Annotated in this window: 24 protein-coding genes; 20 read left to right on the forward strand and 4 right to left on the reverse strand. The window is 72.8% G+C overall.

Translation table 11 applies throughout. From position 1 onward, the window contains the following. Positions 1-24 precede the first annotated feature (24 nt). Positions 25-1446: a dihydroorotase gene (locus PCA76_RS21830; protein ID WP_272612334.1), complete on the reverse strand. Its 1422-nt coding sequence runs from the start codon at positions 1444-1446 to the stop codon at positions 25-27. 110 nt (positions 1447-1556) lie between these two features. On the opposite strand from PCA76_RS21830, the gene PCA76_RS21835 reads away from it, so the two are divergent. From PCA76_RS21835 to PCA76_RS21845, 3 genes are read left to right on the forward strand one after another with little or no spacing between them, the layout of a single operon-like run. Next, positions 1557-2762 carry a CaiB/BaiF CoA transferase family protein gene (locus tag PCA76_RS21835; RefSeq protein WP_272612335.1) on the forward strand — a complete coding sequence of 402 codons (1206 nt, stop codon included), beginning with the start codon at positions 1557-1559 and terminating at the stop codon, positions 2760-2762. Then, entirely contained in the window at positions 2763-3605 is an 843-nt protein-coding gene (locus PCA76_RS21840; protein WP_272612336.1) for a cyclase family protein, read from the forward strand. Further along, positions 3602-5071: an MmgE/PrpD family protein gene (locus tag PCA76_RS21845; protein ID WP_272612337.1), complete on the forward strand. Its 1470-nt coding sequence runs from the start codon at positions 3602-3604 to the stop codon at positions 5069-5071. The genes PCA76_RS21840 and PCA76_RS21845 overlap by 4 nt, the downstream gene beginning before the upstream one ends. A gap of 73 nt (positions 5072-5144) precedes the next feature. On the opposite strand, the gene PCA76_RS21850 is transcribed toward PCA76_RS21845, so the two are convergent. Further along, positions 5145-6032, reverse strand: a complete 888-nt coding sequence (locus tag PCA76_RS21850; RefSeq protein ID WP_272612338.1) for an HpcH/HpaI aldolase/citrate lyase family protein — start codon at positions 6030-6032, stop codon at positions 5145-5147. A gap of 56 nt (positions 6033-6088) precedes the next feature. Between PCA76_RS21850 and PCA76_RS21855 the strand changes: the two genes are divergently transcribed. Beyond that, positions 6089-6796, forward strand: a complete 708-nt coding sequence (locus PCA76_RS21855) for a hypothetical protein (protein ID WP_272612339.1) — start codon at positions 6089-6091, stop codon at positions 6794-6796. A 14-nt stretch (positions 6797-6810) separates the two neighbouring features. Here PCA76_RS21855 and PCA76_RS21860 read toward each other — a convergent pair whose 3' ends face one another. Next, complete coding sequence (locus PCA76_RS21860; protein WP_272612340.1) at positions 6811-7632, reverse strand: IclR family transcriptional regulator; 822 nt, start codon at positions 7630-7632, stop codon at positions 6811-6813. Positions 7633-7824: 192 nt separating this feature from the next. Here PCA76_RS21860 and PCA76_RS21865 point away from each other — a divergent pair, with 192 nt between their 5' ends. The 6 genes from PCA76_RS21865 to PCA76_RS21890 are packed head-to-tail and all read left to right on the forward strand — an operon-like array spanning position 7825 to position 15142. Then, positions 7825-8778, forward strand: coding sequence for a flavin reductase (locus tag PCA76_RS21865; protein ID WP_272612341.1), 954 nt, complete (start codon positions 7825-7827; stop codon positions 8776-8778). 5 nt (positions 8779-8783) lie between these two features. Beyond that, complete coding sequence (locus tag PCA76_RS21870; RefSeq protein WP_272612342.1) at positions 8784-10061, forward strand: acyl-CoA dehydrogenase family protein; 1278 nt, start codon at positions 8784-8786, stop codon at positions 10059-10061. After that, positions 10058-11551: an aldehyde dehydrogenase family protein gene (locus tag PCA76_RS21875; RefSeq protein WP_272612343.1), complete on the forward strand. Its 1494-nt coding sequence runs from the start codon at positions 10058-10060 to the stop codon at positions 11549-11551. The genes PCA76_RS21870 and PCA76_RS21875 overlap by 4 nt, the downstream gene beginning before the upstream one ends. Beyond that, positions 11548-12471: an isocitrate lyase/PEP mutase family protein gene (locus PCA76_RS21880; protein ID WP_272612344.1), complete on the forward strand. Its 924-nt coding sequence runs from the start codon at positions 11548-11550 to the stop codon at positions 12469-12471. The genes PCA76_RS21875 and PCA76_RS21880 overlap by 4 nt, the downstream gene beginning before the upstream one ends. Beyond that, positions 12471-13676 (forward strand): FAD-dependent oxidoreductase, encoded by a 1206-nt coding sequence (locus PCA76_RS21885; RefSeq protein WP_272612345.1) that lies wholly within the window; start codon positions 12471-12473, stop codon positions 13674-13676. The genes PCA76_RS21880 and PCA76_RS21885 overlap by 1 nt, the downstream gene beginning before the upstream one ends. Continuing rightward, positions 13673-15142 carry an aldehyde dehydrogenase family protein gene (locus PCA76_RS21890; RefSeq protein ID WP_272612346.1) on the forward strand — a complete coding sequence of 490 codons (1470 nt, stop codon included), beginning with the start codon at positions 13673-13675 and terminating at the stop codon, positions 15140-15142. The genes PCA76_RS21885 and PCA76_RS21890 overlap by 4 nt, the downstream gene beginning before the upstream one ends. 29 nt (positions 15143-15171) lie before the next feature. On the opposite strand, the gene PCA76_RS21895 is transcribed toward PCA76_RS21890, so the two are convergent. Further along, positions 15172-15447, reverse strand: coding sequence for a Dabb family protein (locus PCA76_RS21895; protein WP_272612347.1), 276 nt, complete (start codon positions 15445-15447; stop codon positions 15172-15174). Positions 15448-15526: 79 nt separating this feature from the next. On the opposite strand from PCA76_RS21895, the gene PCA76_RS21900 reads away from it, so the two are divergent. From PCA76_RS21900 to PCA76_RS21945, 10 genes are all read left to right on the forward strand, one after another. Beyond that, the gene (locus PCA76_RS21900) at positions 15527-17167 is read left to right on the forward strand and encodes a nitrilase-related carbon-nitrogen hydrolase (RefSeq protein ID WP_272612349.1); all 1641 of its coding nucleotides are present in this window, start codon (positions 15527-15529) and stop codon (positions 17165-17167) included. 3 nt (positions 17168-17170) lie between these two features. After that, positions 17171-17977 (forward strand): oxidoreductase, encoded by an 807-nt coding sequence (locus PCA76_RS21905; RefSeq protein ID WP_272612350.1) that lies wholly within the window; start codon positions 17171-17173, stop codon positions 17975-17977. After that, positions 17974-18963, forward strand: coding sequence for an alpha/beta hydrolase family protein (locus PCA76_RS21910; protein WP_272612351.1), 990 nt, complete (start codon positions 17974-17976; stop codon positions 18961-18963). Before PCA76_RS21905 ends, PCA76_RS21910 begins: the two co-directional genes overlap by 4 nt. Before the next feature lie 6 nt (positions 18964-18969). Further along, positions 18970-20235 (forward strand): aromatic ring-hydroxylating dioxygenase subunit alpha, encoded by a 1266-nt coding sequence (locus PCA76_RS21915; protein ID WP_272612352.1) that lies wholly within the window; start codon positions 18970-18972, stop codon positions 20233-20235. Then, positions 20232-20954, forward strand: a complete 723-nt coding sequence (locus PCA76_RS21920) for a hypothetical protein (protein ID WP_272612354.1) — start codon at positions 20232-20234, stop codon at positions 20952-20954. Before PCA76_RS21915 ends, PCA76_RS21920 begins: the two co-directional genes overlap by 4 nt. Then, positions 20947-21948 carry a hypothetical protein gene (locus tag PCA76_RS21925; protein ID WP_272612356.1) on the forward strand — a complete coding sequence of 334 codons (1002 nt, stop codon included), beginning with the start codon at positions 20947-20949 and terminating at the stop codon, positions 21946-21948. Before PCA76_RS21920 ends, PCA76_RS21925 begins: the two co-directional genes overlap by 8 nt. Then, the gene (locus PCA76_RS21930) at positions 21945-22793 is read left to right on the forward strand and encodes an SDR family NAD(P)-dependent oxidoreductase (protein ID WP_272612357.1); all 849 of its coding nucleotides are present in this window, start codon (positions 21945-21947) and stop codon (positions 22791-22793) included. The genes PCA76_RS21925 and PCA76_RS21930 overlap by 4 nt, the downstream gene beginning before the upstream one ends. Next, positions 22790-23473, forward strand: a complete 684-nt coding sequence (locus PCA76_RS21935; protein WP_272612358.1) for a hypothetical protein — start codon at positions 22790-22792, stop codon at positions 23471-23473. Before PCA76_RS21930 ends, PCA76_RS21935 begins: the two co-directional genes overlap by 4 nt. Further along, on the forward strand, positions 23470-24213 hold the full coding sequence (locus PCA76_RS21940; RefSeq protein WP_272612360.1) for a maleate cis-trans isomerase family protein: 744 nt from the start codon (positions 23470-23472) through the stop codon (positions 24211-24213). Before PCA76_RS21935 ends, PCA76_RS21940 begins: the two co-directional genes overlap by 4 nt. Positions 24214-24499: 286 nt before the next feature. Then, the gene (locus PCA76_RS21945; protein ID WP_272612361.1) at positions 24500-25327 is read left to right on the forward strand and encodes a hypothetical protein; all 828 of its coding nucleotides are present in this window, start codon (positions 24500-24502) and stop codon (positions 25325-25327) included. Positions 25328-25427 lie beyond the last annotated feature (100 nt).

Raw genomic sequence — 25427 nt, forward strand, 5'->3', positions numbered from 1 at the left:
CACACCCCGGTCACCCGCTAGGGCCTAGCGGGTGACGTACACCCCCTGCGGCACTCCGGCGACCGCGCCGTCGCGGTATGCGACGTGCCCGCGGACCACCGTCACGACCGGCCAGCCGCGGACCTTGCGCCCCTCGAACGGACAGTGGTCCTGCCCGGACAGCAGCAGGTCGGTCGTCACCTCCCGTTCCAGGTCAGGGTCGACGATCGCGAGGTCGGCGTCCGCGCCCACCACGAGGTTGCCCTTGCGCCCCCACAGGCCGTACGCCCGCGCAGGGTTCGCCGAGGCCAGCTCCGCGATCCGGGCCGGCGACAGCCCACGCTTGTGCATCCCCTCGCTGATCAGCAGCGGGTAGAGCAGCGCGGTGCCGCCGAAGCCGGGCAGGGCCGGCCAGAGCGCGTCGCCCTTGTGCTCCTCGGTGCAGCACGCGTGGTCGGAGGCCACCCAGTCGACCGAACCGTCGAGCACCCCGGCCCACAGCGCCTCGGTGTCGGCCACCGTGCGGATCGGGGGGTTCACCTTGCCGCCCAGTCCGGTCAGCGCGTCGTAGGACAGGCAGAGGTGGTGCAGGGTGACCTCGGCCCGGATGTCGGCGCCGGGCAGCGCGGCGCGGGCCGCCCGGGCCGCGTCCAGCGCGTCGGCCGAGGACAGGTGCAGCAGGTTGACCGGGCAGCCGGTGGCGCCGGCCAGGGTGGTGGCCTCGCCGATGGCGACCCGCTCGGTGAGCGGCGGGCGGGCGTCGGAGTATGCCTTGAGGGTCTGCGGATCACCGGCCGCCCGGACCCGGTCGATGAACAGCCGCATCAGCTCGGACTGCTCGCAGTGCAGCGACAGCGACACGCGCCGGTCCGGGCCGTTGGCCGCCGCGACCGCCTCCATGATCTGGTAGAGGTGCCCCAGGTCGTATTCGTCGCTCATCGTGAAGGACTTGGCGTCGCGGGAGTCCGCGCTGAGGTTGAAGCCCTTGTAGAACATGTAGTACTTGAACGACGACACCCCATGCTCGTCGACCAGTGCGGGCACCTCGCCGACCTGCGCGGTGTCCATCGGCGCGAGGTGGAACCCGTAGTCGGTGTAGGCACGCCCACTCACGGCCGCGAGCACCTCCGGGAAGATGTCGGCGTACGCGCCGGTGCGGTTGAGGTAGTGCTGCCCGGTCCGGAAGTAGGACAGCACCGTGGTCGCCCCGCCGACCAGGGAGGACCGGGTCTCCTCGGCGGCGTCCTCGGCGAGCGACCGGTAGATGCCCAGGTGGTAGTGCGCGTCCACCGCGCCGGGGAAGACCAGCCTGGCGTTGGCGTCGAGCACCTCGGCGGCGTCGGCCGGGTCGAGGTCGGCCCCGATGGCGGCGATCCGGCCGTCACGGGTGGCGAGATCAGCCCGGACCGTTCCCACGTACGGCAGCACCAGCGTGCCGCCCTTGACCAGCAGGTCGTAACGCGCCACCGCGTACCCCCTTCATCGCCTGCGTTTCGGACAATGTAACGGGGTTTCCATTGCTGAGAAAGGGCGGTTAGATTGACGTCCCAACCTCGGTCGGTCCCAGTGGAGGTCCCGTGCCCGGTGCACTGAACGGCATTACGGTGGTGGACGCCTCGACGCTCTTCGCCGGTCCCCTGGCCGCCACCATCCTGGGCGACTACGGCGCCGAGGTCATCAAGATCGAGCATCCGGTCAAGGGTGACCCCGCGCGGGGGCACGGCCCGGCCAAGGACGGCGTGCCGCTGTGGTGGACCATGCTCGGCCGCAACAAGCAGACGGTCACGCTCGACCTCGGCCGGCCCGCGGGCGCCGCGCTGGCCCGCCGGTTGCTCGCCGAGGCCGACGTGCTGATCGAGAACTTCCGGCCCGGCACGTTGGAGCGCTGGGGCCTGGCCCCGGATTCGCTGCAGGAGCACAACCCCGGGCTGGTCATCGCCCGGGTCACCGCGTTCGGCCAGCACGGGCCGTACCGTGACCGGCCCGGCTTCGGCACCCTGGCCGAGGCGATGAGTGGCTTCGCGGCCATCACCGGTCAACCGGACGCTCCACCCACACTGCCGCCGTTCGGGCTCGCCGACGGCATCGCCGCGCTCACCTGCGCCCAGGCCGTCATGACCGCGCTCTACCACCGCGACGCCGGCCGACCCGCCGGTACCGGCCCCGGACAGGTCATCGACCTGGCGATCATCGAGCCGCTGGTCACCGTGCTCGGCATGCAGGCGATGGCGTACGACCAGCTCGGCACGGTGCAGCAGCGCAGCGGCAACCGGTCGGTCAACAACGCCCCGCGCAACACCTACCGCACCCGCGACGGCCGCTGGGTGGCGATCTCCACGAGCGCCCAGGCGATCGCCGAACGGGTGCTGCGGCTCGTCGGGCACCCCGAGGTGATCGACGAACCGTGGTTCGCCAACGGCGTCACCCGGGCACAGCACGCCGACGAGCTCGACGGCTACGTCGGGGGCTGGATCGCCGAGCGTGATCTCGCCGAGGTGGTCGCCGAGTTCGAGGCGGCCCAGGCTGCGGTGGCCCCGATCTACGACATCGCCGACGTCTTCGCCGACCCGCAGTACCAGGCCCTGGACACCGTGACCACGGTGGAGGATCCGGTGCTCGGTCCGCTGCGGATGCCCAATGTGCTGTACCGAATGTCCGCGACACCCGGTGCCATCGCGTGGACCGGGCGTCCGCGCGGCGCCGACAACCAGTCCGTGTACGGCGACCGGCTCGGCCTCAGCGCCGACGAGCTCGCCGACCTGCAGTCGAGAGGCGTGATCTGAGTGGGCCCACGCACCGGTGCACCGCAACCCGACCTCGATCCCGGCGTCACCGCGCTGTGGCCGGCGCTGGTCGGGGCCCGGGTCATCGACCTGGCCCAGCCAATGCGCCAGGGAATGCCCCAGTCACCGAACCACCCGCCGTTCCGGATGGTGATCGAGCGCCGCCACGGCGACCTGGTGCGCGCCGACGGCGGCAGCGCCGCCAACGAGGTCATCATCACCGGCGGGCACGTCGGTACCCACGTCGACGCGCTGGCCCACGTCTCGCAGGACGGACTCGTGCACTCCGGCCGGCCGGCCGCGGCAGCGCAGTCCCACGAAGGCTTCGCGGAGCTGGGCATCGAGACGTTCGACCCGTACGTCGGACGGGCCGTGCTGCTCGACGTCGCCGCCGTGCACTCCACCGCCGTGCTGCCGGCGGGTTACGAGATCACTCCGGACGACCTGGAGCAGGCCGCCGGGAACACCCGGATCACAGCAGGCGACGCGGTCCTGATCGGCACCGGCTGGTCGCGGCGGTGGGGCGACGGAGCGGCGTTCGTCGGGCTCGCCGACGGCGTACCCGGCCCCGGGGTGGCCGCCGCGCGCTGGCTCGCCGAGCGCGCGCCCAGGGTGGTCGGTGGCGAGACGATCGCCTTCGAGCACCTCGCGCCCGGACGCGGGCACGCCACCCTGCCGGTGCACCGGATCCTGCTGGTGGAGCACGGGATCAACATCGTGGAGACGATGAACCTGGCCGCGCTGCTGGACACCGGGGTCCGGGAGTTCCTGTTCGTGCTCAACCCGCTGCCCATCGTCGGGGCCACCGGCGCCCCGGTCCGCCCGCTGGCGGTGCTGCCGTGACGCCGGGCGGAGGTACGGCCGGGACCACGGCCGCGCCGGGCGACGAGCCCACGCTCAGCGCCCGACTGGCGCGCTTCGCGGTCGACTGTCGTGACCACGGCGTACCGGACGCCGTCCGCGCCGACATCCCCGGCCGGGTGCTGGACATCCTGGGGCTGGCCCTGGCCGCGCACGCCGACCCGGGGGCCGACGCCGCGGCGGCCGCGCTGCGCTCCGTACGGCGCTGGGGCGGTGTCGGCGAGGCCACCGTCATCGGCTCCGGCGACCGGCTGCCCGCCCCGGCCGCCGCACTGGTCAACGGGGTGCTGGCCCACTCGCTGGACTTCGACGACACGCACCTGCCCTCGGTGCTGCACCCGAGCGCCAGCGTCGTGCCGGCCGCGCTCGCCGCCGCGGAGGCGGTCGAGACCGGTGCGGCCGCCGGCGGCGCGGCCCTGGTCGCGGCGGTGGCCGCCGGGATCGAGATCACCAACCGGCTCGGTATGGCCGGCTACCTGCCAGACACCGGGGTCAACGTCTTCTTCGAGCGGGGCCAGCACGCCACCTCGATCTGCGGCACGATCGGCGCGGCCGTCGCGGCCGGCCTGCTCTACGGCCTGGACGAAGAGGGCATCGGCCATGCCATCGGGATCGCCGCGAGCATGGGCGCCGGCATCCTGGAGGCCAACCGCACCGGCGGCTCGGTCAAACAGGCCCACTGCGGCTGGGCCGCCCACGCCGGGGTGAGCGCGGCGGTGCTGGCGGCCGACGGGCTGACCGGCCCGCCGACCGTGCTGGAGGGGCGGTTCGGCTTCTTCACCGCGCACACCGGCGACTTCACCGCCGACGCGCTGCTGCGCGGGCTGGGCACCGACTGGGAGGTGCTGCGCACGGTCTACAAGCCGTACCCGTCGAACCACTTCACCCACCCCGGCGTCGACTGCGCCCTGGCGCTGCGGGCCGGCGGGCTCGACCCGGCCGACGTCGCCGAAATCGAGCTGGGGGTGGCCGCCCCGGTGCTGCGTACCATCGCCGAACCCACCGCCGAGAAGACCCGCCCGCGCAGCGCGTACCACGCGAAGTTCTCCGGCCCGTACACGATCGCGGCGGCGCTGCTCGGCGGTGGTGGCCTGGGGTTGTCGCTCGACGACTTCGCCGGCGAGCTGCCGGCCGACCGGCTGGCGCTGGCGGCCCGGGTCCGGTGCGTGGCCGACCCCCGGGCGTCGGAGCTGTTCCCGCGTGCGTTCGCGGCGGTGCTGCGGGTGCGGACCCGCGGCGGTGCCCTCCTGGAGCACCGGGTCGACTCGTCGCGCGGCGGGCCGCAGCATCCGTTGAGCGCGGCCGATCTGGCGACGAAGTTCCAGCTCAACGCCGAGCGGGCGGTTCCTCCGGCGCAGATCGCCGCGCTGCGCGACGCCGTGCTCGGCGCCACCGGTGCCGGGGTGACGCCATCGGCGCTACTCGCGCTGACCGCCTCGGCTCGCTGAGGGCGGTCCCGGGCAGCCGTGCCCACCGCAGCAGCCGCGCGTGCCGGGAAATGCCTGGGTCCTGGGCGGGCGTCTACACGGCCAGGGCGAGCAGGCGCCGGGCGGAGCGGACCACCGCCTCGTCCACCAGCCGGCCCTGTGCGTCGAGGCAGACCCCCACGCCGTCGCGGACCGCCGCGTCGAAGCGGGCCACCAGGTCCGCCGCCGTCGCCACCTCGTCCGGTGCGGGGGTGAACACCTCGTTCACCACCGCGACCTGCGCCGGGTGGATACAGGCCCGGCCGACGAAGCCGAGCCGCCGCAGCGCCATCGTCGACTCGCGCAGCGCGACCAGGTCCCGGAAATCGGTGCTGACCGGCCCCACCGGAGGCTCGATGCCGACCGCCGCGCTGGCCAGCACCACCTGCGAGCGGACGAAGAGCAGTTCCCGCTCGTCCGGCCCGAGCGTGACACCGAGGTCGGCGCGCAGGTCCGCCTCGCCGAGTTGCAGCCGCCGTACCCGGGGTGCGCGGGCGATGTCGAGGACCGCGACCACGGCCGCCGCCGACTCCAGCAGCGGCACCACGGGGGTCGTGCCCACCAGCGACCCGGCCGCCGACTCGGCCACGCCGAGCACCTCGTCCAGGGCGACCAGTTCGGCGGCGGACTCGGCCTTCGCCACACAGAGCCCGGCGAGCCCCGGCCCCACGACGGTCGCCGCGTCGACGTGGCCCAACCGGCCCGGGTTGATCCGCACCCACCAGGCGACCCCGGGTGGTGCGGAGCGCAGGAAGGCGGCGACCGCCGAGCGGGCGGCGTCCTTGCCGGCCTGCGGCACCGCGTCCTCCAGGTCGACGATCACCGCGTCCGCGCCGCGCCCCGCCGCCTTGGCCAGCTTGTCGGGCGCGTCCCCGGGCACGTACAGGTACGACCTCAACGGCTTCGGGCCCTTCCGCTCGACAACGTCCGGCGATGCGGCCATTGTTTCGACTGCGAATACAGTGTTTCCATTGGTGGTCGAGACGTCAAGGAGGCTTCATGGGACCGCACCCGTACGGCTGGTGGATTCTGCTGCACATCGTGCTCTTCGTCTTCTGGCTGGGCGGAGATCTCGGGGTCTTCTGGTCGAGCCGGTTCGTCCTCAAGCCTGATCTCACGCCAGCCGCCCGGGCCACCGCACTGAAGATCATGAGCGGGCTCGACCTGGGGCCCAAGATCTGCCTGGTGCTCTTCCTGCCCAGCGGCGTCACGCTGATGGCGCTGGACCCGCACGGCGCGCGGGTCTTCGGGATCAACCCGTTCGGCTGGCCGATCGTCGCGCTGGTCTGGGTGTTCGCGACGGCGTGGCTGGCCGCCACGATCTCCGACCACCACCGCCCCGGCCACCTCCGGTGGGTACGCCGGGCGGACTGGACGGTCCGGATCGTGCTGATCGCCGGGCTGGCCGGGACCGCGCTCTACACGCTCTTCGCCCCTGCACCGTTCGGCGTGGACACCAACCCGAGGTGGCTGGGCGGCAAGATCCTGCTCTACAGCGTCGCGATCGCCTGCGGACTGGGCATCCGGCTCACCCTGCGCCCGTTCGGACCGGCCTTCGGCACCCTGATGACGACCGGCTCCACGCCGGAGGTGGAGCGCACGATGCGGCGGGCGATCGACGGCTGCCTACCCTACGTATGGGGCATCTGGGGCAGCGTGCTCGCGGCCGCGGCGCTCGGCGTGCTGAAGCCGCTCGCGGCGCTGTGACCCGGGCAGGTCGGTCAGGCGCCGCTGTAGCCGAGCTGAGCGGAGATCCGGCCGGTCGCCTCCAGTAGCGACTTCGCCAGCTCGGGCGAGTCCGGCTTGAACCGCCCCACCGGCCCGGCCACGCTGACGACCGCCACCACGTGCCCGTCGTGGTCGTAGACCGGTGCCGCAATCGACGTCGCGCCGGGCTGGCGTTCGCCGCGCGAGGTGGCATAGCCGCGTTTGCGGATGGCCGCCAACTCCTTGCGCAGCTTCGCAGGGTCGGTGATGGTGCGGTCGGTGACCTCGACGAGCCGGTGCCGCTCCAGGTAGGCGTCGAACTCGTCCTCGGCGACGAAGGCCAGGAACGCCTTGGACGAACTGCCGGCGTGCAGCGGGTACGGGATGCCGATGTTGACGTCCAGCCGCAACTCGTGCTCGGGCACCACCTGGTCGACATACAGCCGGGTGTCGCCCCGGCGCAGCGACAGCGTGGCGGTCTCGCCCGTCTCGGCCGCCAGCGCGCGCAGCTCCGGTCCGGCCATCGCGCGCAGGTCGGTGCGGGCCAGGTAGGCCCGGCCGAGCGTGACGGCCGCGTGGCCCAGTGCGTAGCGACGGGTGCTCGGGTCGACAATGATCAGATCCCGGCTGCGCAGCGCCGTGAGGATGCGGTGCACGGCGGCCTTGGTCAGGCCCAGCGCGGTCGCGATCTCGGTGACGCCCAGGTCCGGTCGTCCGCTGCGCCCGAAGTAGAGCAGCACGTCCATCGCCCGCTCGACCGCCGCGATCGAGCGGGACTGGCCGTCGCCGTCCTCCGCAACGGCCGGTGCCGTCGCCGCGGATGTCCGACTGGTCATGGGTGGGCCTCCACAGCACTGTTCGTTTTTGTCCGGTCTCCAGAGCAGTGTAGGTCGCGCGATTCCACCTAGCGAAACGGCGTGTCCGGAGTGTCGCCGGCCGCCCGGACCAAACGACGGTTGACACGGGACACCACCCCTCGTTACGTTTCTGGTAACGGCGTTTCCTGATGCGAAACGGAGAGCCTGTCAGTGTCGGTCGAAAGCATCACGTTCCGCTCGGCCCTCGCCCAATGGCCCAGCGGCGTCGGTGTCGTGACCACGGTCGTCGACGGCCGGCCGCACGGCATGACCGCGAGCTCGTTCTCCTCGGTCAGCCTCAACCCGCCGCTGGTCTCCGTCTGCCTGGGCGTCCACCTTCCCAGCCACGCCCTGGTGGAGCGGGCCGGCGTCTTCGCGATCAGCTTTCTCGGCAAGGGTCAGGCCGGCATCGGCCAGCGCTTCGCCGGCATGCGTCCCGAGGTCACCGACCGCTTCGCCGGGCTGGACTGGGCGCACGCCGAGACCGGCTGCCCGGTCCTGGCCAACGCGACCGCCTGGCTGGACTGCCGGGTCGTGCACGCCTATCCCGGCGGCGACCACACGATCTTCGTCGGCGAGGTGCTCGCGGCCAGCACCCCCCGGGTCGGCGCCCCGCTGCTGTTCCACTCCAGCGCGTGGAGTCAACTCGCCGACCCGCTGCCGGAGAAGATCGACATCGCGATCGGGGGCCGACTCTCCCGCCTGCGCGCGAACACCCTGGTGACGGCCGGCTTCACGGTGCGGGCAACCCCCGGCCCGCTGATCGCCGACGCCTTCCGGCCCGGCGGCGAGGATGCCACCCTCGCCGAGCTGGACCAGTTGCTGCGTGCCGGGCACACCGCCGTCACCCTGGTCGAGGAGGCCGACGCCAGCCCGGTGCAGGTGCGAGCCGTGCTCGCCGACGCCACGGTACGCGCCCGCCGCGCCTCACTCCGGGTGCGGCTGCGGCCCCAGCGCGGGCTCGGCCTGGTCAACGCCATGGTCGCGATGAAGAGCGGCGTCACCGGCTTCGACACCACCCTCAGCGGTCGAGCGAGCGCCCTGCGCACCCGCGACCTGGTCTTTCTCGCCCGGCAACTCGGGGTGTCCTGTCCCCGGCTCCCCGCCAACAAACCAGAGGAGTGACCCACATGTCCACCGGCGGACGGCTCATCGACGACCTCACCCCGGCCGAGCAGGATCGCGCGGCCCGAGTGGAGAAGGTGCTGCCCGCGCTGCGGGCCGCCGCCGCGCAGGCCGACGCCGACGGGGTGTTCCCCGCCGCGCACGTCGCGCTGCTGCGCGATGCCGGGCTGCTCGGCCTGGTGGTTCCGCAGGAGTACGGCGGTCTCGGCGGCGGCCTGCGTGACCTCGCCGCCGCCACCTTCGCCATGGGCAGCGCGTGCCCGTCGACGGCGTTGGCCTTCTTCTTCCACAACACCAGCGCCTCCCGGGGCCTGCTGCCGCTGGAGGCGATCGAGCGCGGCCTCTTCGACGACGCCGACGTCCCCGCCGTGCAGGCCTTCGCCGAGAAGGTGCTGACCCGGATGGCTGGTGGGGTGTGGCTGGCCAACTTCGCCAGCGAGGCGGTGAAGAGTTCATCGGCCAACATCGCCATCTCCACCACCGCCACGCCGGCGAGCCGCGACGGCGTCGACGGCTGGTCGCTCACCGGCGAGAAGTCGTTCGGCTGCGCCACCGGCGTCGCCGACACCTACCTGGTCACCGCCCGGCTCGCCGGGCACGAGACGGCGGACGGGCTGGCCCTGTTCCTGGTCCCCCGCGATGCCGCCGGGGTCGCCTCACGGCCGGCCTGGGACGGCATCGGCATGCGCGGCTCGGCCAACCACGGCATCCGGCTCGACGACGTCTTCATACCGGCCGACGAGGCGCTCACCGTGCCCGGCGCGTTCGTGAAGATGTTGCAGTGCAGTCGGGGCAGCTTCGTCGGCAACCAGCTGGCCATCACGGCGGTCTACGTCGGTGCGGCGCAGAGTGTCTACGACGACACGCTGACCAGTCTCACCCAGAAGACCTTCGCCGACACCGGTCGGCCGATTGCGGAGAGCCCCATGCACCAGGTGATCATCGGCACCATGACGGAACGGTTGGAGACGGCGTACCTCTGGCTGCGCCGCCAGTTGCTGCTGGAGACCAGTGAGCCGCCGCTGCGCCCGCACGCCGAGGTCTACCGGCAGTGGCGGTTGGCCAAGGGCTCGATCTGCGAGGCGTGCTTCGACGTGGCGGTCGGCGCGCTCAAGGCGTCCGGCACGTCCGGTGCCACCATGAACGGGTCCGTCGGCCGGGCGCTGCGCGATCTGGCGATGGGACTGGTGATGACGTTCCCGCCGGAGCGCGGCCGGTTGGAGGCGGCCAGTTCGGTGACCAGCGACCGGTCCAACGACCTGTTCGCGGCGGTGGCCGGGTGACCCAGCCGGACCTGCCCGATCTCGCCGACCTGGTCGACGGGGTCTGGACGCCCAGCGACACACCGCTCGGATTCGACCTGGAGGATCCGGCGACCGGGGCGGTGCGGCGACCCGCTGCCGGCACGCCGCCGCACCGGATCGAGGCCGCCGTCGCCGCCGCGTCGGCGGCGCACGAGGCCGGGAGCTGGGCCGCGCTACCGGCCCCTGATCGCGCCGACGTACTGGACTCCGTCGCCGAGGCGGTCGAGGGCGTCGCGGCCGAGATCTGCGTGCTGGAGTCGGCGACCACCGGCGTGCCGATCCGGCAGACCACACCGCTGGGCGTGATCCTCGGCGGCTCGTTCCGGCTGGCCGCCGCCCAGCTACGGCAGGGCCCGCAGAGCCAGGAGTTCCAGCGCGAGGACGGCCGGATCGCGTACGCCGAACGACTGCCCTGGGGTCCGGCCGCCTGTGTGGTGCCGTGGAACGCGCCCGCGCCGATGGCCGCGCACAAGGTCGCGAACGCGCTCGCCGCGGGCTGCCCCACGATCCTCAAGCCCAGCGAGTACGCCCCGCACGGCAGCCAACGGCTCGCCGCCGTCGTCGGGGCCACGCTCGCCGCCGCCGGCGTGCCGGCCGGGGTGTTCCAGCTCGTGCACGGCGGGGCCGAGGCCGGTGCGGCCCTGGTCGGCGATCCCCGGATCCGGGCGGTCTCCTTCACCGGCGGGCTCGCCGCCGGGCGGGCGGTCGCGGCGGCCTGCGCCTACGACATCAAGCCGGTGCAGCTCGAGCTCGGCGGCAACAACCCGCTGGTCGTGCTCCCCGACGCCGACGTCGCCGATGTCGCCCGGGCCGCGGTCGACCTGCTCAGCACCCTCAACGGGCAGTGGTGCCGGGCGCTGGGTCGGCTGATCGTGCCCGCCGACCGGCACGACGAGATCGTCGCCGCGATCGCTGACCGGCTCGCCGGCCTGGTCGCCGGCGCGCCGTTGGACCCCGCGACCGACCTCGGTCCGCTGGTGCACTCCCGGCACCTGGCCCGGGTGGTGGCCGCCCGCGACGACCTGCTGGCCCACGGCGGAACCGCGGTCACCGGCACCACGCTGCCGGCGGCCGGGCCGCTGGCCGGCGGGAACTTCCTCGCCCCGACGCTGGTCACCGGCGTCGCCGCCGCGCACACCGGCGACGAGATCTTCGGGCCCGTGGCGGCGGTGCACCCGTACGCCACCGTCGACGAGGCGGTGGCGCTGGCCAACGGCACGTCGTACGGGCTGGAGGCGTACGTGCTCGGCGCGGACGAGGAGGCCGCGCTGGCCGTGGCCCGCCGGATCCGGGCCGGTGAGGTCAAGGTCAACGGCTCCTCGGTGCTCAGCCTGCACCTGTTCAGCCCGCGCCCGGCGTTCGGGCTGTCCGGGTACGGCGAGGAGGGCACCGCCGAGACCCTGCGGTTCTTCACCAACCCGCGGGTCGTCGGCGTCGAGGGCGGCTTCGCGCTGCACGGCCGGTCATGACCCCAGGCGAGACCGCCCCGGCGCAGGCTTCGCCCCCGATCACGGCCGGCGGCGCGGCGACCGCACGCCCGGCCGACGTGCTGCGGGCGCTGCTGGGCGGCGCCTCGCCGGTGCACGCCCCCGGCGTACACGACCCGCTCACCGCCGCGCTGGCCGCCGAGGCCGGGCACCGCGTCGCGCACCTGTCCGGTGCGGTCTGCGCCGCGGTCGAGCTGGGCCTTCCCGACCTGGGATACCTGCACGGCACACACGTCGCGGAGCGGGCCGCGCGGCTGGTCCCGGCGCTGGCCGGCGTGCCGCTGATCGCCGACGCGGACACCGGCTACGGCAATCCGCTGCACGCGGTCTGGACCGCCCAGCGGTACGCGGCGGCCGGCGTCGCCGGGCTGCACCTGGAGGACCAGGTCAGCCCGAAGCGCTGCGGCCACCTGGCCGGCAAGGAGCTGTTGGACATCGCGGGTGCGACGGCGAAGATCCGGGCGATCGCCGAGGCGGGCACCGGCCTGGTGCTGATCGCCCGCACCGACGCCTACTCGGTGGCCGGCCTCGACGAGGCGATCGAGCGGGCCGGCCGGTTCGCCGACGCCGGCGCCGACGCGGTCTTCCTGGAGGGTGTGGACACCGCCGAGGAGTTGGCGGCGGTGCGTACCGCGCTGCCCGGCGTACCCCTGGTGGTTAATCGCTCGGAGGCGGCTGGTGTGCGCGCCTTCCCGCCCGACGACTCGCTCGGCGCGCTCGGGGTCCGGGTCGTGCTGCACCCGGTCGCGCCGATGCTGGCCGCGCTGCGCGCGGCTGCCGCCGCCTACGCCGCGATCGGCCGGGACGGTCACGCCGACGCGGTGCCCCGGCTCGCCTGGTCGTCGTTCACCGCGCTGGTCGGCCAGGACGATGCGCTGACTCTCGATCGGAGGTACGCCTGATGCACGTGCTGATCGCCGGAGCGGGGCCGGTCGGGCTGACCGCGGCGCTCGCGCTGGCCCGCCGGGGCTGCGAGGTGACCGTGCTGGAGGCCGGTGACGACCTCGCCGCCGAGTCCCGTGCCTCCACGTTCCACCCGCCGACGCTGGAGATGCTCGACGCGTTGGGGGTCGGCGCGGACCTGTTGGCGCGCGGGCTGGTGGCGCCGACGTTCGCCTACCGGGATCGCCGGGAGGGACTGATCGCGGAGCTGGACCTCTCGGTGCTCGCCGAGGACACCCCGTACCCGTACCGGGTGCAGTGCGAGCAGTCCAAGCTGTGCGTGATCCTGCTGGCGCACCTGGCCGGGCAACCGACGGCCCGGGTCCGCTTCGGTTGGCCGGTCGACTCGGTACGACAGGCCGCGGATCAGGCCGACAGCGGTGTGGTCGCGGTCGCCGAGGACGGCCGGGAGGTGGCCGGCGACTGGCTGATCGCGGCCGACGGCGCCAGTTCGGCGGTACGGCGGGCGCTGGAGTTGCCGTTCGACGGGATCACCTACCCCGAACGGTTCCTGGTGGCCTCCACCGACGAGGACCTGCCAGTGCTGCTCGGCCCGCTGGCGTACGTCAACTACGTCTTCGACCCGGTCGAGTGGTCGGTGCTGCTGCGCACGCCGGACCACTGGCGGGTGCTGCTGCCCACCCCCGAGGACACCCCTGACGCGCACGAGCTGGGCCGGCTCGACGGGCGGCTGCGGGCGATCGCCGATCCGGGCCGGCCGTGGCGGGTGGCGCACGCGAGTTTGTACCGGGTGCACCAGCGGGTCGCCGCGACGTTCCGGCAGGGGCGGGTGCTGCTGGCCGGCGACGCCGCGCACGTCAACAACCCGCTCGGTGGGCTGGGCATGAACTCGGGCATCCACGACGCGGTCGCCTACGCGCAGGTGCTGGCCTCGGGCCGCCCAGCACCGGACGGCGGGGAGTTGGACCGGGCGGTGACGGCGGTGGCCGACGAGCGGCGCCGGATCGCCCTGACCTACGTGCAGGAGGTCTCCGACCAGAACTACCGCCGGATGCGGGCCACCGATCCGCAGTTACGGTCCGCGCATCTGGCCAGTCTGCGCGCGCTGGCCGAGGATCCGAAGGCGGCCCGCGCGTATCTGCTGCGCAGCTCCATGATCGCAGCACTGCGGCCCGACGCCGGACAGTCGGTGGCACGGGCATGACGACACCTGGCGTGGGCCCGCACGGCACGGTGATCGAGCGGGAGAACCCGTCCAGGACCAGCGAGCTGGTCGGCACGGTCGGTGTCGGCGGGCCTGAGCGGGTGGACGCCCTGGTCCGCCGGGCCGACGCCGCGCAGCGGAGCTGGGCGGCCACCGGCATCGCGCAGCGGCTCGCGGCGCTGGCCGCTGGCGCCGACGCGATCGCCGGGCGGCTCGAACCGTTGGCCGAGCTGCTGGCCCGGGAGTCGGGCAAGGTGCTCGCCGACTGCCGCGGCGAGGTCGGGTTCGCCGGCACGTACCTGCGCTGGGTCGTCGAGCACGCCCCGGCGGCGTACGCGGATCGGGAGATCGACGACGCGGCCGGTCGGCTGCTGCGGCTGCCCCGGCCGTACGGTGTGGTCGCCGCGATCACGCCGTGGAACGCGCCGATCATCCTCACCCTGCTCAAGGTGGCCCCGGCCCTCGCCGCTGGCAACGCGGTGGTGGTCAAGCCCTCGCCGCTGGCCCCGCTGGCGGTCTCGGAGGTGCTGCGCCTGCTCGCCGGGGCGCTGCCCGACGGGACGCTGGCGGTCGTCCACGGCGACGCCGCCGCCGGTGCGGCGTTGGTCGGGCACCCGCTGGTGCGCAAGGTGGCGTTCACCGGCGGTGACGTGGCGGCCCGGCAGGTGGCGGCGACCGCGGCCACCCAGACCACACCGGTCGTGCTGGAGCTGGGCGGCAACGACGCGGCGATCTTCCTGCCGGACGCCGACCTGGGCACCGAGCCGATGCGCCGGCTGGTCCTGGCGAGTTTCGCCACCAGCGGCCAGGTGTGCATGGCTGCCAAGCGCCTGTATGTGCACCGCGGCCGCCGCGACGAGTTCGTGGCGGCGTACCGGGCCGCCGCGGCGGAGGTGCTGCGCGTCGGTGACGCGCTCACGCCGGGGGTGAGCATGGGCCCGGTCATCTCGGCCGGTGCCGTCGCCCGGATCGAGCGGATCGTTGCGGCGGCCGTCGCCCGGGGTGCCACGGCGCTGCCGCTGGGCACTGTCGACGGTGGCACCGACCTGGCCGGCGGGTACTTCGTGGCCCCGACGCTCGTGCTGGACGCACCGGACGACGCCGAGGTGGTCACCGGGGAGCAGTTCGGGCCGACGGTGCCGCTGCTGCTCTACGACGACGAGGAGGAACTGCTGGCCCGGGTCAACGCCGACGAGCTGGGCCTTGGCGGCTCGGTCTGGTCGGCCGACGAGGAGCGGGCGTTCGCGCTGGCCCGTCGGGTCGAGGCGGGCTTCGTCTTCGTCAACACGCACAACCGCACCGGGCTGTCGCTGCGGGCGCCGTTCGGTGGGGTGAAGCGCTCCGGCTACGGCCGTGAGTACGCCGAGGAGGGGCTGGCCGAGTACGCGCAGATTTGCGTCGTGCACGCGCCCGGCCCGTTCCGGCCCGGTGGCGCCGGGCTGCCCGCCAACGCGTACCCGGGCTGAGGCCGGGCCGCGTCGGTCGAGCGCTGCCGTCAGTAGTCGACGACGACGCGGGCCGCGAGGCGCGGCTTGAGCCAGCCCGCCACCTCCAGGTGGGCGGGGTGGGACTGGTAGGCGCGCAACGCGTCCACGTCGGTGTGTGTGCTGATCATGCACAGGTCGTAGGAGACCGGGGTCCGCAGCGTGTCCAGGGCGACGGTCAGCGTCGCGATCTCATCAATTGTGCTGGCCAGACCTTCCAGCAGCGACCTCGCCTTGGCAGCATCGGCCGCATCGTCGAACTTCATGAGTACCACGTGCGTAAACACCTGTTCTTCCCCCTGTTCCCCGGCGTCGCCCGAGTGTATGTTCTGGAAACAGCGTTTCGCCAGGGGAACCGGAGCGGGAATGACCATCAGGGTTGCCGCCGTACAGTTCGAGGCCGGCCAGGACATCGGGGCCAATCTGGCCACCTGCCTGCGCCTGGTCACCGACGCCGCCCGACAGGGCGCACAGCTCGTGGTGCTACCCGAGTTCTGCAACCATCTGGCCTGGTACACCGACCGCGCCCAGGCGCACGCCCTGGCCACCCGGCCGGGCGACGATTTCCTCACCGCGATCTCCGCGAGCGCCGCCGAGCATCGGGTGCACCTCAAAATCAATGTCACGCACGCCTATCCCGATGGGCGCACCGGCGGCACCAACTTCCTCTTCGGCCCGGACGGGGCGCTGCTCGGCAGCTGTGACAAGCAGGTCCTGATGGGCGCCGAGAACGACCACCTCGACCCGGCGACCGAGGTCGGACCGGTGCTCGACACCCCGATCGGCCGGCTCGGCATGTACGCCTGCATGGAGGGCGTCATTCCCGAGACCACCCGCGGGCTCACGCTGCGCGGCGCGCAGGTGCTGCTCAACAGCCTGAACTCGTTCGCCACCGATGAGGCCGCGCTGCACATTCCGGTGCGGGCCGCGGAGAACCGGGCCTGGGTGATCGCCGCCAACAAGGTCGGCCCGCTGCTGCCCGCCGAGCATCTGCCGGCCATGAGCCACGGCCTGGGCGTGCCGGAGCAGTGGCTGCACGGGGCCGGCGAGTCGCAGATCGTCGCACCGGACGGCACGGTGCTGGCCAAGGGGCCGCGTACCGGTGAGGCCGTCGTCATCGCCGACATCGCTGTCGAGCGCGCCGACGACAAGCACCGCCCGGACGGCAGCGACATCCTCGCGGCCCGCCGACCGGAACTCTACGGCCCACTCGGGGACGCACCGGCCGGTCGCCGCCGGCCGCCCGGCGCACCGAGCCTGCCAGTCGCCGTGGTCCGGCCGCGGGACCCGGGCCAGGCGGCCGACCTGCTCGGCAAGGCGGTCGCCGAGGGCGCGCTGCTCGCCGTGCTCGCCGAGGACGCCCTCGGCGCCCACGTCGGGCCGGCCGAGGTGGCCGCGACGCTGGCACCGGCGCTGCGCGGCACCGACGGGTACGCCGTAGCCACCGCTCGCAGCGCCGACGGCCCGGTCGGGCTGCTCATCGGCCCGGATGGAGTGGTTGGCGAGCAGCCACAACTGCATCGGGCCGGCGCGGCCCGCGACGCCGCGCGGCCCGGCGGCGCGCTGCGCACCTTCGACCTGCCCTGGGGGCGGCTGGCGATCGTGGTCGGCGACGACGCGATCTTCCCGGAGACGTTCCGGCTCGCCGCGCTCGCCGACGCCGATGTGGTCGCCGTGCCGTTCACCCCGCGCGAGCCCTGGGAGCTGGCGCTGGGCCTGCCGGAGCGGGCCGCCGAGAACCGGCTCAACGTGATCGCCGCCGGACCCCTCGGCACGGGCGCCGCGGTCTTCGCGCTCAGCGCCGACTTCACCCTCTGGACCACCTGGGCCGGGCCGTTCACCGGCCGGATCAGCAGCCCGCTGCGCACCGACATCGCCGCCGACCGGTCCGTCACGCATGCCGTGGTGGCCCCGGCGCAGGCGGCGAACCGGCTCGTCTCCCGCCGAACCGACCTCGTCGACGGCCGCCCGTGGCGGCTCGTCCAGGCCCTCACCGAAAGGCGCTGACCCGTGGCCGACACGTTGAAACCCGTCGAGGACATGCTCGACGACTCCCCCACGGTCGACGTCCACGAGACGTTCCACCGGTACCAGATACTCCTGGATGAGCTGAAGGCCAAGATCGACGCACGGTTCGAGCTGACCCTCGACCCGTCCACCGAGCCGCTGGAGCACTACGGGGACTACCCGAACGGACCGGGCGGCTCGCTCGCCGCGTACACCGGGCCCGAGGTCGACTGGCTCGTGCACTCCTGGCTGGGCAACCCCGGCGCCAGCTTCGCCAACCTGCACCTGACGTGCTGGCTGGGCCCGCAGGTCAGGGTGCCGCACCTGGGGTTGGCCCTGCTGGTCTGGCCCGGAGGCTGGTTCTACGTCGACTCGGTGCCCCGGGTCAACATGGTCGAGCACGGCGACTACTACGACCGGTACTACGAGCCGGCCAACGAGGAGTGGCTGCAGCTGCGTGAAGACCCGGCGTTCGACTACTTCGTCAGCCGGGCCGGGTTCATCCGGGCCAGCCTGTCGCCGACGGCGTACTGCTACTCCTTCGACCGCAGCCCGGAGAACATCGAGAAGGTCAGTCAGGTGACCCACGCCCACGTCGACCGCTGGCTGCGCTGGGTCGACGAGGCCGAGCCGGTGCCGGTCGAGGAGCGGGCCGCGCTCGCCGAGACCGACCTGCGGATCCGCCGCAACATCGCCGACCGCGACCCGGCGAACGTGATGGGCGTGCGCTACTTCGGCGAGGAGACCACCAACCAGCTCGTCCGCGCGCTCTGGGGCGGCGACCGCGAACTCCCCCGGCCGTCGGCATGAGCGGTGGGCAGGAAGGCGGTGTCCGGTCGGTCTGGTGGGCCGTACGCGTCCCCGGCGCGCCGGCACCGTTCGACACCGCACACCTGCGGGTCTACTACCCGGCACGGCCCACCGGCTCCGATGCCGAGCGGCTCAGCGGGGTGCTGGCGGCCGACCCGGCCGGTGCCCCGTACCCGGTGGTCCTGCTGGTCTCCGGCGTCAACGTCGGGCAGGACGCCTACCGCTGGCTGGCGGTGGAACTGGCCGCCCGGGGCGTCGTCGCGGTGACCTACGACTGGGTCGGAGTGCTCTTCGCCGGCCTGCACGGGATCACTCCCGGCGTCGACCTGGACGCAGCCCGGCCGGACGGCTACGGCAGCCGGCCGACCAGCCCGTCGCTGCGCCCGGTGCTCGACGCGCTGGCGCAGCTCACCGGACCACTCGACGGGTTGCTCGACCTCGACCGGGTGGCGCTGCTGGGCCACTCGGCCGGCGGCACGGTGGCGCTACAGTCGGCGCGCTTCCTGCCCGAGGTCCGTGCGGTGGCCACCTACGGGGCGCACACCATGGTGGCGACCATGCTCGGCTGGCCAGCCGGCACCGTGCTGCCGGCCCAGGTGGACAGCCCGGTCATGCTGCTCGCCGGCACCTACGACGGCGTGATCAACGGCTCGGCCGACCGGTACGGCGAGGACGCGGCCACCCGCGCCGACCCGATCACCCGCACCTTCGGCGAGGCGCTGCCCGACGCGGGCGGCACCAACCTGCTGGTGCGGCTGGCCGGCGCCAACCACTTCAGCATCGTGCACCCGCTCGACCCCACCTCGGCGCGCGCCTTCCTCGACGAGGAGACGACCGCCGACCCGGAAGCCACCCGTGCGCTCCTGGTCGACCTGCTGTCCGGGTTCCTCGCCGTCCACCTTCGCGGCGAACCGGCCGACGGCTTCGACCGGTTGCTGGCACAGCTCGGCACCACCTCTTCGATCGCCTCGTTCCGTCGGAGGTAAGCCACCATGCTCAAGAACTTCTGGTACGCGGTCGAGTTCTCCGACCGGGTCACCACCAAGCCTGCCCGGATCACCGTGCTCGGCCAGTACCTGGCCCTCTACCGCACCCCGCGCGGGCGCGTGGTGGCCCTGTCCGACCTGTGCGTGCACCGGGGCGCGGCGCTCTCCGGCGGCTCGACGGTCGGCGAGAACATCGTCTGCCCGTACCACGGATGGCAGTTCGAGCCGGGCGGGGCGTGCACGAAGATCCCGGCGAACCAGCCCGGCCGGGGCATCCCGAACAAGGCCCGGGTCGACTCGTACCCCGTGCAGGAGCGCTACGGCTTCGTCTGGGTCTTCATGGGCGACCTGCCCGAGGCCGAGCGGCCGCCGATCCCGGTCTGGCCGGAGTTCGACAACCTGGTGGAGAACGGCGGGAAGTTCCGCGCGGTGACCGGCGAGTTCCTGTGGCAGGCCAACTACGAGCGGATCCTGGAGAACGGCTGCGACATCGCGCACGCGCCCTTCGTGCACGGCGGCGCGTTCGGCAACCCGGAGAAGCCCGAGGTTCCCGAGTACGAGCTCGAAATGCCCGACGAGTGGTCGGCGTTCGCCACGGTCAGCCTGCACCCGCCGCGCTCCAAGGGCCTCTGGTCGCTGATCAACCGCGACAACGCGGACCTGGCCAACCGCCCGCCGGTGGTCACCTCGGCCGGTTGGATGCTGCCCAACATGATCAAGCTGCACGTCCGGCTGCCGATCGGTGAGTTGATCATCTTCGACACCAACATCCCGGTGGACGAGACGACCACGCTGGTCAAGTGGGTCGCGCTGCGCACCTTCTTCACCGGGGCGTGGGCCAACCGCAACGCCGTACAGCGCGTCCTCAAGATCTTCTACCAGGACGCCGAGGTGGTGAACAACGTCCGCCCCGAGCTGCTCCCGTTCGACCTCGGCGCGGAACTGCACGTCAAGAGCGACCTCATCGCGGTGCACTACCGGCGACGCCGCCAGGAGCTGGCCGAACGAGGCTGGATGCTCTCCGACGCCGACCGGATCACGGGCGACGTGCCGCGCCGGGAGGCGACCGTCATCCCGTCGCCGGCCCGCCGGGAGAACCCGGAGCTGGCACGCGCCTGGGTGCACAAGGCCAAGGGCGACCATCCGACCGTGGCGGAGGCGCAGCGGATCGGGCTCCAACGCATCACCGAGGAAGAGGGCGCCGACGCCGCCGCAGGAGCCGAGGCGCAGGCGAGCCCCACCAGCAGCGCGACGACGAAGGAGCAGGCATGAGTCTCCCGCTGGAACTCTGCGAGAACGCGGTGGCCCACCTGACCGCCCGGCACCCGCTCACCGCGGTCATCGACGAGCCGCTGAGCAGCCCGATGTCGCCCGACCCGGTGGGTGCGCTGCGGGTCTGGCAGGGCGCACCCGGCCAGCCGGTGGCCAAGGTGGTCTACGTCGGGCTGGTCGTTCCGATGATCCGCCTCGACAGCCACATGGTCTTCGCCTTCACCGCCGCCGACAGCGCGGTCCCGCACTTCACCCTGGACTCGGTGTACGGCGGCGACTACTACGCCTACCACCTCGACCTGATTCCCCGGGCCGAGCTGAGTAGCCACCTGCCCTACCTGGACGCGGCGTACCAGCCGCTCACCCCGGTCTTCACCGAGGCCAGCGCGATGGACGGGTTGAGCCGGGCCGACATCGGGCCCCGCCAGTGCGCGCTGATGTCGCCGTGGATGCTGGTCGGCCGGGCCACCGAGGAGGCGTTCCGGAAGATCGGAGCCGCCGTCTCCGCGTACGCCGAGCACTGGTCCGCGCTGGTCACCGACGGCCTGCCGGCCGACGTCGTGGCCGGCCTGGCCGACACCGACCTGGCCGCCCGGGACACCGCCGTACGGGTCAACCTGTTCAGCCCCGACGTCGACCCGGTCTGGGCCCGGGTCACCCGGCTGATCGGCGAGCCGGCGACCGACCGGATCCGGGCGGAGCTGATCGGCAATGAGTGAGCCCACCGCACCGACAACCGAACCGGCGGACTCCGAACCGAGCGAGTGGCAGCAGCGGATCGCCGGCGAATGGCACGGCCGACCGTCGCTGTTCACCGCGACCGGGGTCTGGCGAGGTTTCGAGGACATCCGCCGCTCGTCGGTCTACGCCGACGGTGTCACCACGTACTACATGGACGGCGGGCTGGTCGGCGGGGGCGAGTTGGCCGGGCGCTACCGGCTGGGCGCGCCGTTCGCCTTCAGGGTGATCGACTCCGACGCCGACCGGGCCTACACCGGCCCCGACTTCTTCGGCACGGGTCAGCCGTACGGGTCCTTCGTGGACGCCCACTACTACGGCCCCGGCTGGCAGGTGGACCTGAACACCTGGAACCAGGTGCTGCCCGACGGCGAGACCCAGGTCTACTCGTCGATGCTCTACCAGGGCTGGGCGGTGGTGGGCTGCTTCAACGGCGTCTACACGCGAAGCTTCGACCACGACACCAACCCGGACACCCGGGAGCGGGTGGCGCAGTTCCTGTCCGCCGAGGAGCGGCGCGGGCCGGTGCCGTACATCCTGCCCACCAAGCAGGCCGGTGCGTTCACCGGTAGCTGCGAGCTGTGGGGCGCCGACCAGCAGCTGCGCGGCACGGTCGCGGTGCGCCTCGACCTGGAGCCGATCGACCTGCTGCGCACCCGGCGGGTGGTCAGCTGGGCCGGTGCTGGCCTGGACCGGCGGTACGTGGTCGAGCAGCGCCGCGACGGTGACCGGCTGTTCTTCGAGGGCCCCGACGCCTGGGGCAACGCGCAGGGCTTCGGCCGGGCCAGCTACCCGTCCTGGCACTTCCACGCTGACGGCGGCGACGTGTGGAAGGTCAAGGGCCGCGAGTTCGCCATCGACGCCGAACCGGGCATGTCCGCCGGCGGGCGCCTCGCCGTGGTGTACGAGCTGTTCCGGGGCAACGTGCTGGACAGCGTCCTGCACGGCCTGCTCACCTGGGAGCCAGCCGGATGACCACGGTGGTGGTCACCGGCGGCACCCGCGGCATCGGCGCCGGCCTGGTGCGCGCACTGCTGGCCCGTGGCACCCGGGTCGCGTTCTGCGGACGCAGCGCGGAGTCGGTGGCAACGGCGCTTGCCACACTGCGTTCCGAAGCCTCGGTGCCGGCCGGAGCCGAGGTGCTCGGGGTACGTGCGGACGTCACCGACCGCGCCGACGTGTCCGCGCTCTGGTCGGCCGCCGCCGAGGCGTTCGGCGGCGTCGACATCTGGATCAACAACGCGGGTACGAACCATGCGCGCCGCCCACTGTGGGAGCTGCCGCCGGCAGAGCTGGACGGAGTGCTCGCGGCGAACCTCGGCGGGGTGGCCCGGGCCAGCGCGGTGGTGCTCGCCGCGATGATTGAGCAGGGCCGCGGCGCGCTGTGGAACATGGAGGGCTTCGGCTCCAACGGCCAGGCCCGGCCGGGGCTGACCGGGTACGGGGCATCGAAGCGCGCGGTCACCTACCTGACCGACGGGCTGGCCAAGGAGCTCGCCGCAGCCGGGGTCGGCGACAGGGTCACCGTGCACCACCTCTCCCCCGGCATCGTCGTGACCGACCTGCTCACCCACGACTACCCGCCGGACGAACTGGCGAAGGCCAAGAAGATCTTCAACATCCTCGGTGACCGGGTCGAGACGGTCACCCCGTGGCTGGCCGACCGGGTCCTCGCCGGGGGCCGCAACGGCAGCCGGGCCGCCTGGCTGACCAGCCGCAAGGCCGCCGCCCGGTTCGCCGTCGCCGGCTTCCGCAAGCGCGACCTCTTCGGCGACTCCGTCGGCGGCCCCGCGGTGACCCGGCGCGAGCACCTGTCGTGAACGGCAGCGACTACACCGTCGTCCTCGCGCTGGAGGACTTCGTGCCGACCGGTCTGGCGCTGGTCGGGTTCTGGATCCTCGCCGGGCTCTCCGCTCGGGTCGTGCCGCGGGTGGGTCCGGTCGCCCACGTCAGCGCCGTCCTCATCGGCCTCGGCGGCCTGGCCAAGTCGACCTGGAAGCTGCTGCTGGCCGGGTTCTCGATCGACCTGCCCTGGCTGGAGGCGGCGCTGTTCCCGCTGATGGCGGTCGGCGCGGTCGGGCTGATCTGGGGCCTGGCGAGCGCATTGCGCGGGCGCAGCCTGCCGTGGTGGCCGTTCGCCGCCGTGCTGGCCGTGACCGCCGGCGTGGCCGCCGCGTACGCCATCTTCGCCCCCATCTTCGCCCTCGCGACCACGGGCGTGACCACCATCAGCGTCCTGGCCGCGATCATCGCCGGCCGGCGGCGCGCCTGGGCCGCGGTGACGCTCTACGTCGCCGGGCTGGCCTGCGTGCTACTGCTGGTGCCGCTGCGCAACCATGCCGATCACGAAACCCTGGCCATGCAGTGGGTGGAGCAGGGCACCAACACCCTCGGCCAGGCGGCGCTGCTGGCCGCGGCGTGGCTGACCGTGCGCGCGCACCACCGGGCCTCGACCACGTCCCACCCGACCCCCGCCCAGGAAGGAGTCGTCCGCTCATGACCGACGCGCTCGGCTGGCGCCGCAAGTTCGGCGTCATCGCCCCGTCGACCAACACCATCGTGGAGCCGGACTTCTACCGGATGACCGTGCCCGGTGTGACCGCGCACTTCTCCCGGATCCACATCCGCGACCAGGACCTCTCCAGCGACGGCAACTTCGAGAACCTCCTGACCCAGATCCGCGACGAGATCGGCGGGGCCTGCGAGCGGGTGCTGACCTGCGAGCCCGACTACATGGTGATGGGCATGTCCGCCGAGACGTTCTGGGGCGGCGTCGAGGGCAACCGGCAGTTCGTCGCCCAGATCAAGGCGATCACCGGGCTGGAGGTGGCGACCGGCGCGGAGGCGTGTGAGCGGGCACTGCGCCTCTACGGCGCGCGCCGCATCGGCGTGGTGACGCCGTACCAACCGATCGGCGACACGAACGTCGTGCAGTTCTTCTCCGAGATCGGCTTCGAGGTGGTCGCGATCGAGGGTCTCAAGTGCCCGACCGCGGTCTCCATCGCCCACGTTCCGGAGGACGAGTTGCGCCGGGCGCTGCTGGCCGTGGACGGCCCGGACGTGGACGCCCTGGTCCAGTGCGGCACCAACCTGTCGATGGTCGGGCTAGCCGACGAGGCCGAACGCTGGCTCGGTAAGCCGGTGATCGCCATCAACGCGGCGACCTGGTGGATGGCGCTGCGCGAGAACGGGATCACCGACAAGGTGTACGGCGCCGGTTCCCTGCTGCGCGAGTACTGAGAGGGCCGTTCGGGGCTGTGCGGGGCGGGGCTGCGACGCGTTTGCAACGAACCCCAGGTCTGCGGGCGCCGGGGGTTGAGCCGAACGTCTTCTCGCACGTCTGATTCGCGACTTCCCGCTGACGTATTGCAACAGCCACACATAGCGTCACGGAGTGCAGCCGAACGAGTCATCCCCCGCGCAGACCTCGAGACCCCCACTGGCCCAGGTACCAACCCCGCACCCGCATCAGGCCCTGACCGCGCGTCTGGCGCACTGGTGCGCGGCCGAGCAGGTGGTCGCCGTCGTGGCGAGAGCCCTCGACACCGCGTACGGAAGGCCACTGACCGTGGCACTTCTCGAAAGCCCCGTCGGCAGCGATTACCTGCCGGCCATCAACACCATCGTCCTGTCCACGAAGTACGCCACGCCGGATCTCGCCACCGTCGCCGACAAGCTGATCCTGTACCGGTTGGCCACGGCATTCGAACATCTCGGCGTGAACACACGCGATGCGGAGGCGCTTGAGACGTACAACGGGCGGCAGCGACGGCTGTGGCGGTTGGCGAACCCGCCCCAGGACCCGCCGCCCGCGGACGTGTACCGGTTCTACCACGGCACCAACCGATGCAACTTCTACGGCGACGGCATCCAGGTCATGGGCCTGACACCGAGCAAAGCCGGCAGCGCCATCGGCTGCAAGCGCTGGGAGAGACACGACATCGCCAGGGAGAGCAAGGACCAGGGCTGGATCACCGCTACCCTCGACTTCGACCTGGCGCTGTCCTACGCCCGGCAGCACACCGAATGGGCCATGGGGCGGAAACGCAACGAGACGACCCTGCGCGATGTCGCCGGCGAGGGCGGGCTCGTCCTCGCCTTCGACATGCCGAAGAAGGACGTCGACGGCAACGACCAGTGGCGCCAGGACAACAGCGGCGACCCGAACACCTTCCAGACCACGCAAGCGATACCGGCGAAGCGGATCCGGGTGGTGGAGGAGCTGGGCATCCCTGGGCCCTTGACGGCTCTCGCGCCACCCCCGACCTTCATCGAGGCCCCGATGGCCAAGGCGGACCCGACGCCGGGTACCAGGCGACGCGTCTACCCGACGACGACCTCCGAAGGGTCGTGAGCCCTTCGACGAACTGCCCCTCGGTCCGACGTCCTTTGACACCGACGCGGTCGGCGACCCGCAACGGCGCGGGCCGGGGGCGCCTCCCCGGCCCGCGTCG

This window comes from Micromonospora sp. LH3U1, from assembly GCF_028475105.1.
Classification (GTDB): domain Bacteria; phylum Actinomycetota; class Actinomycetes; order Mycobacteriales; family Micromonosporaceae; genus Micromonospora.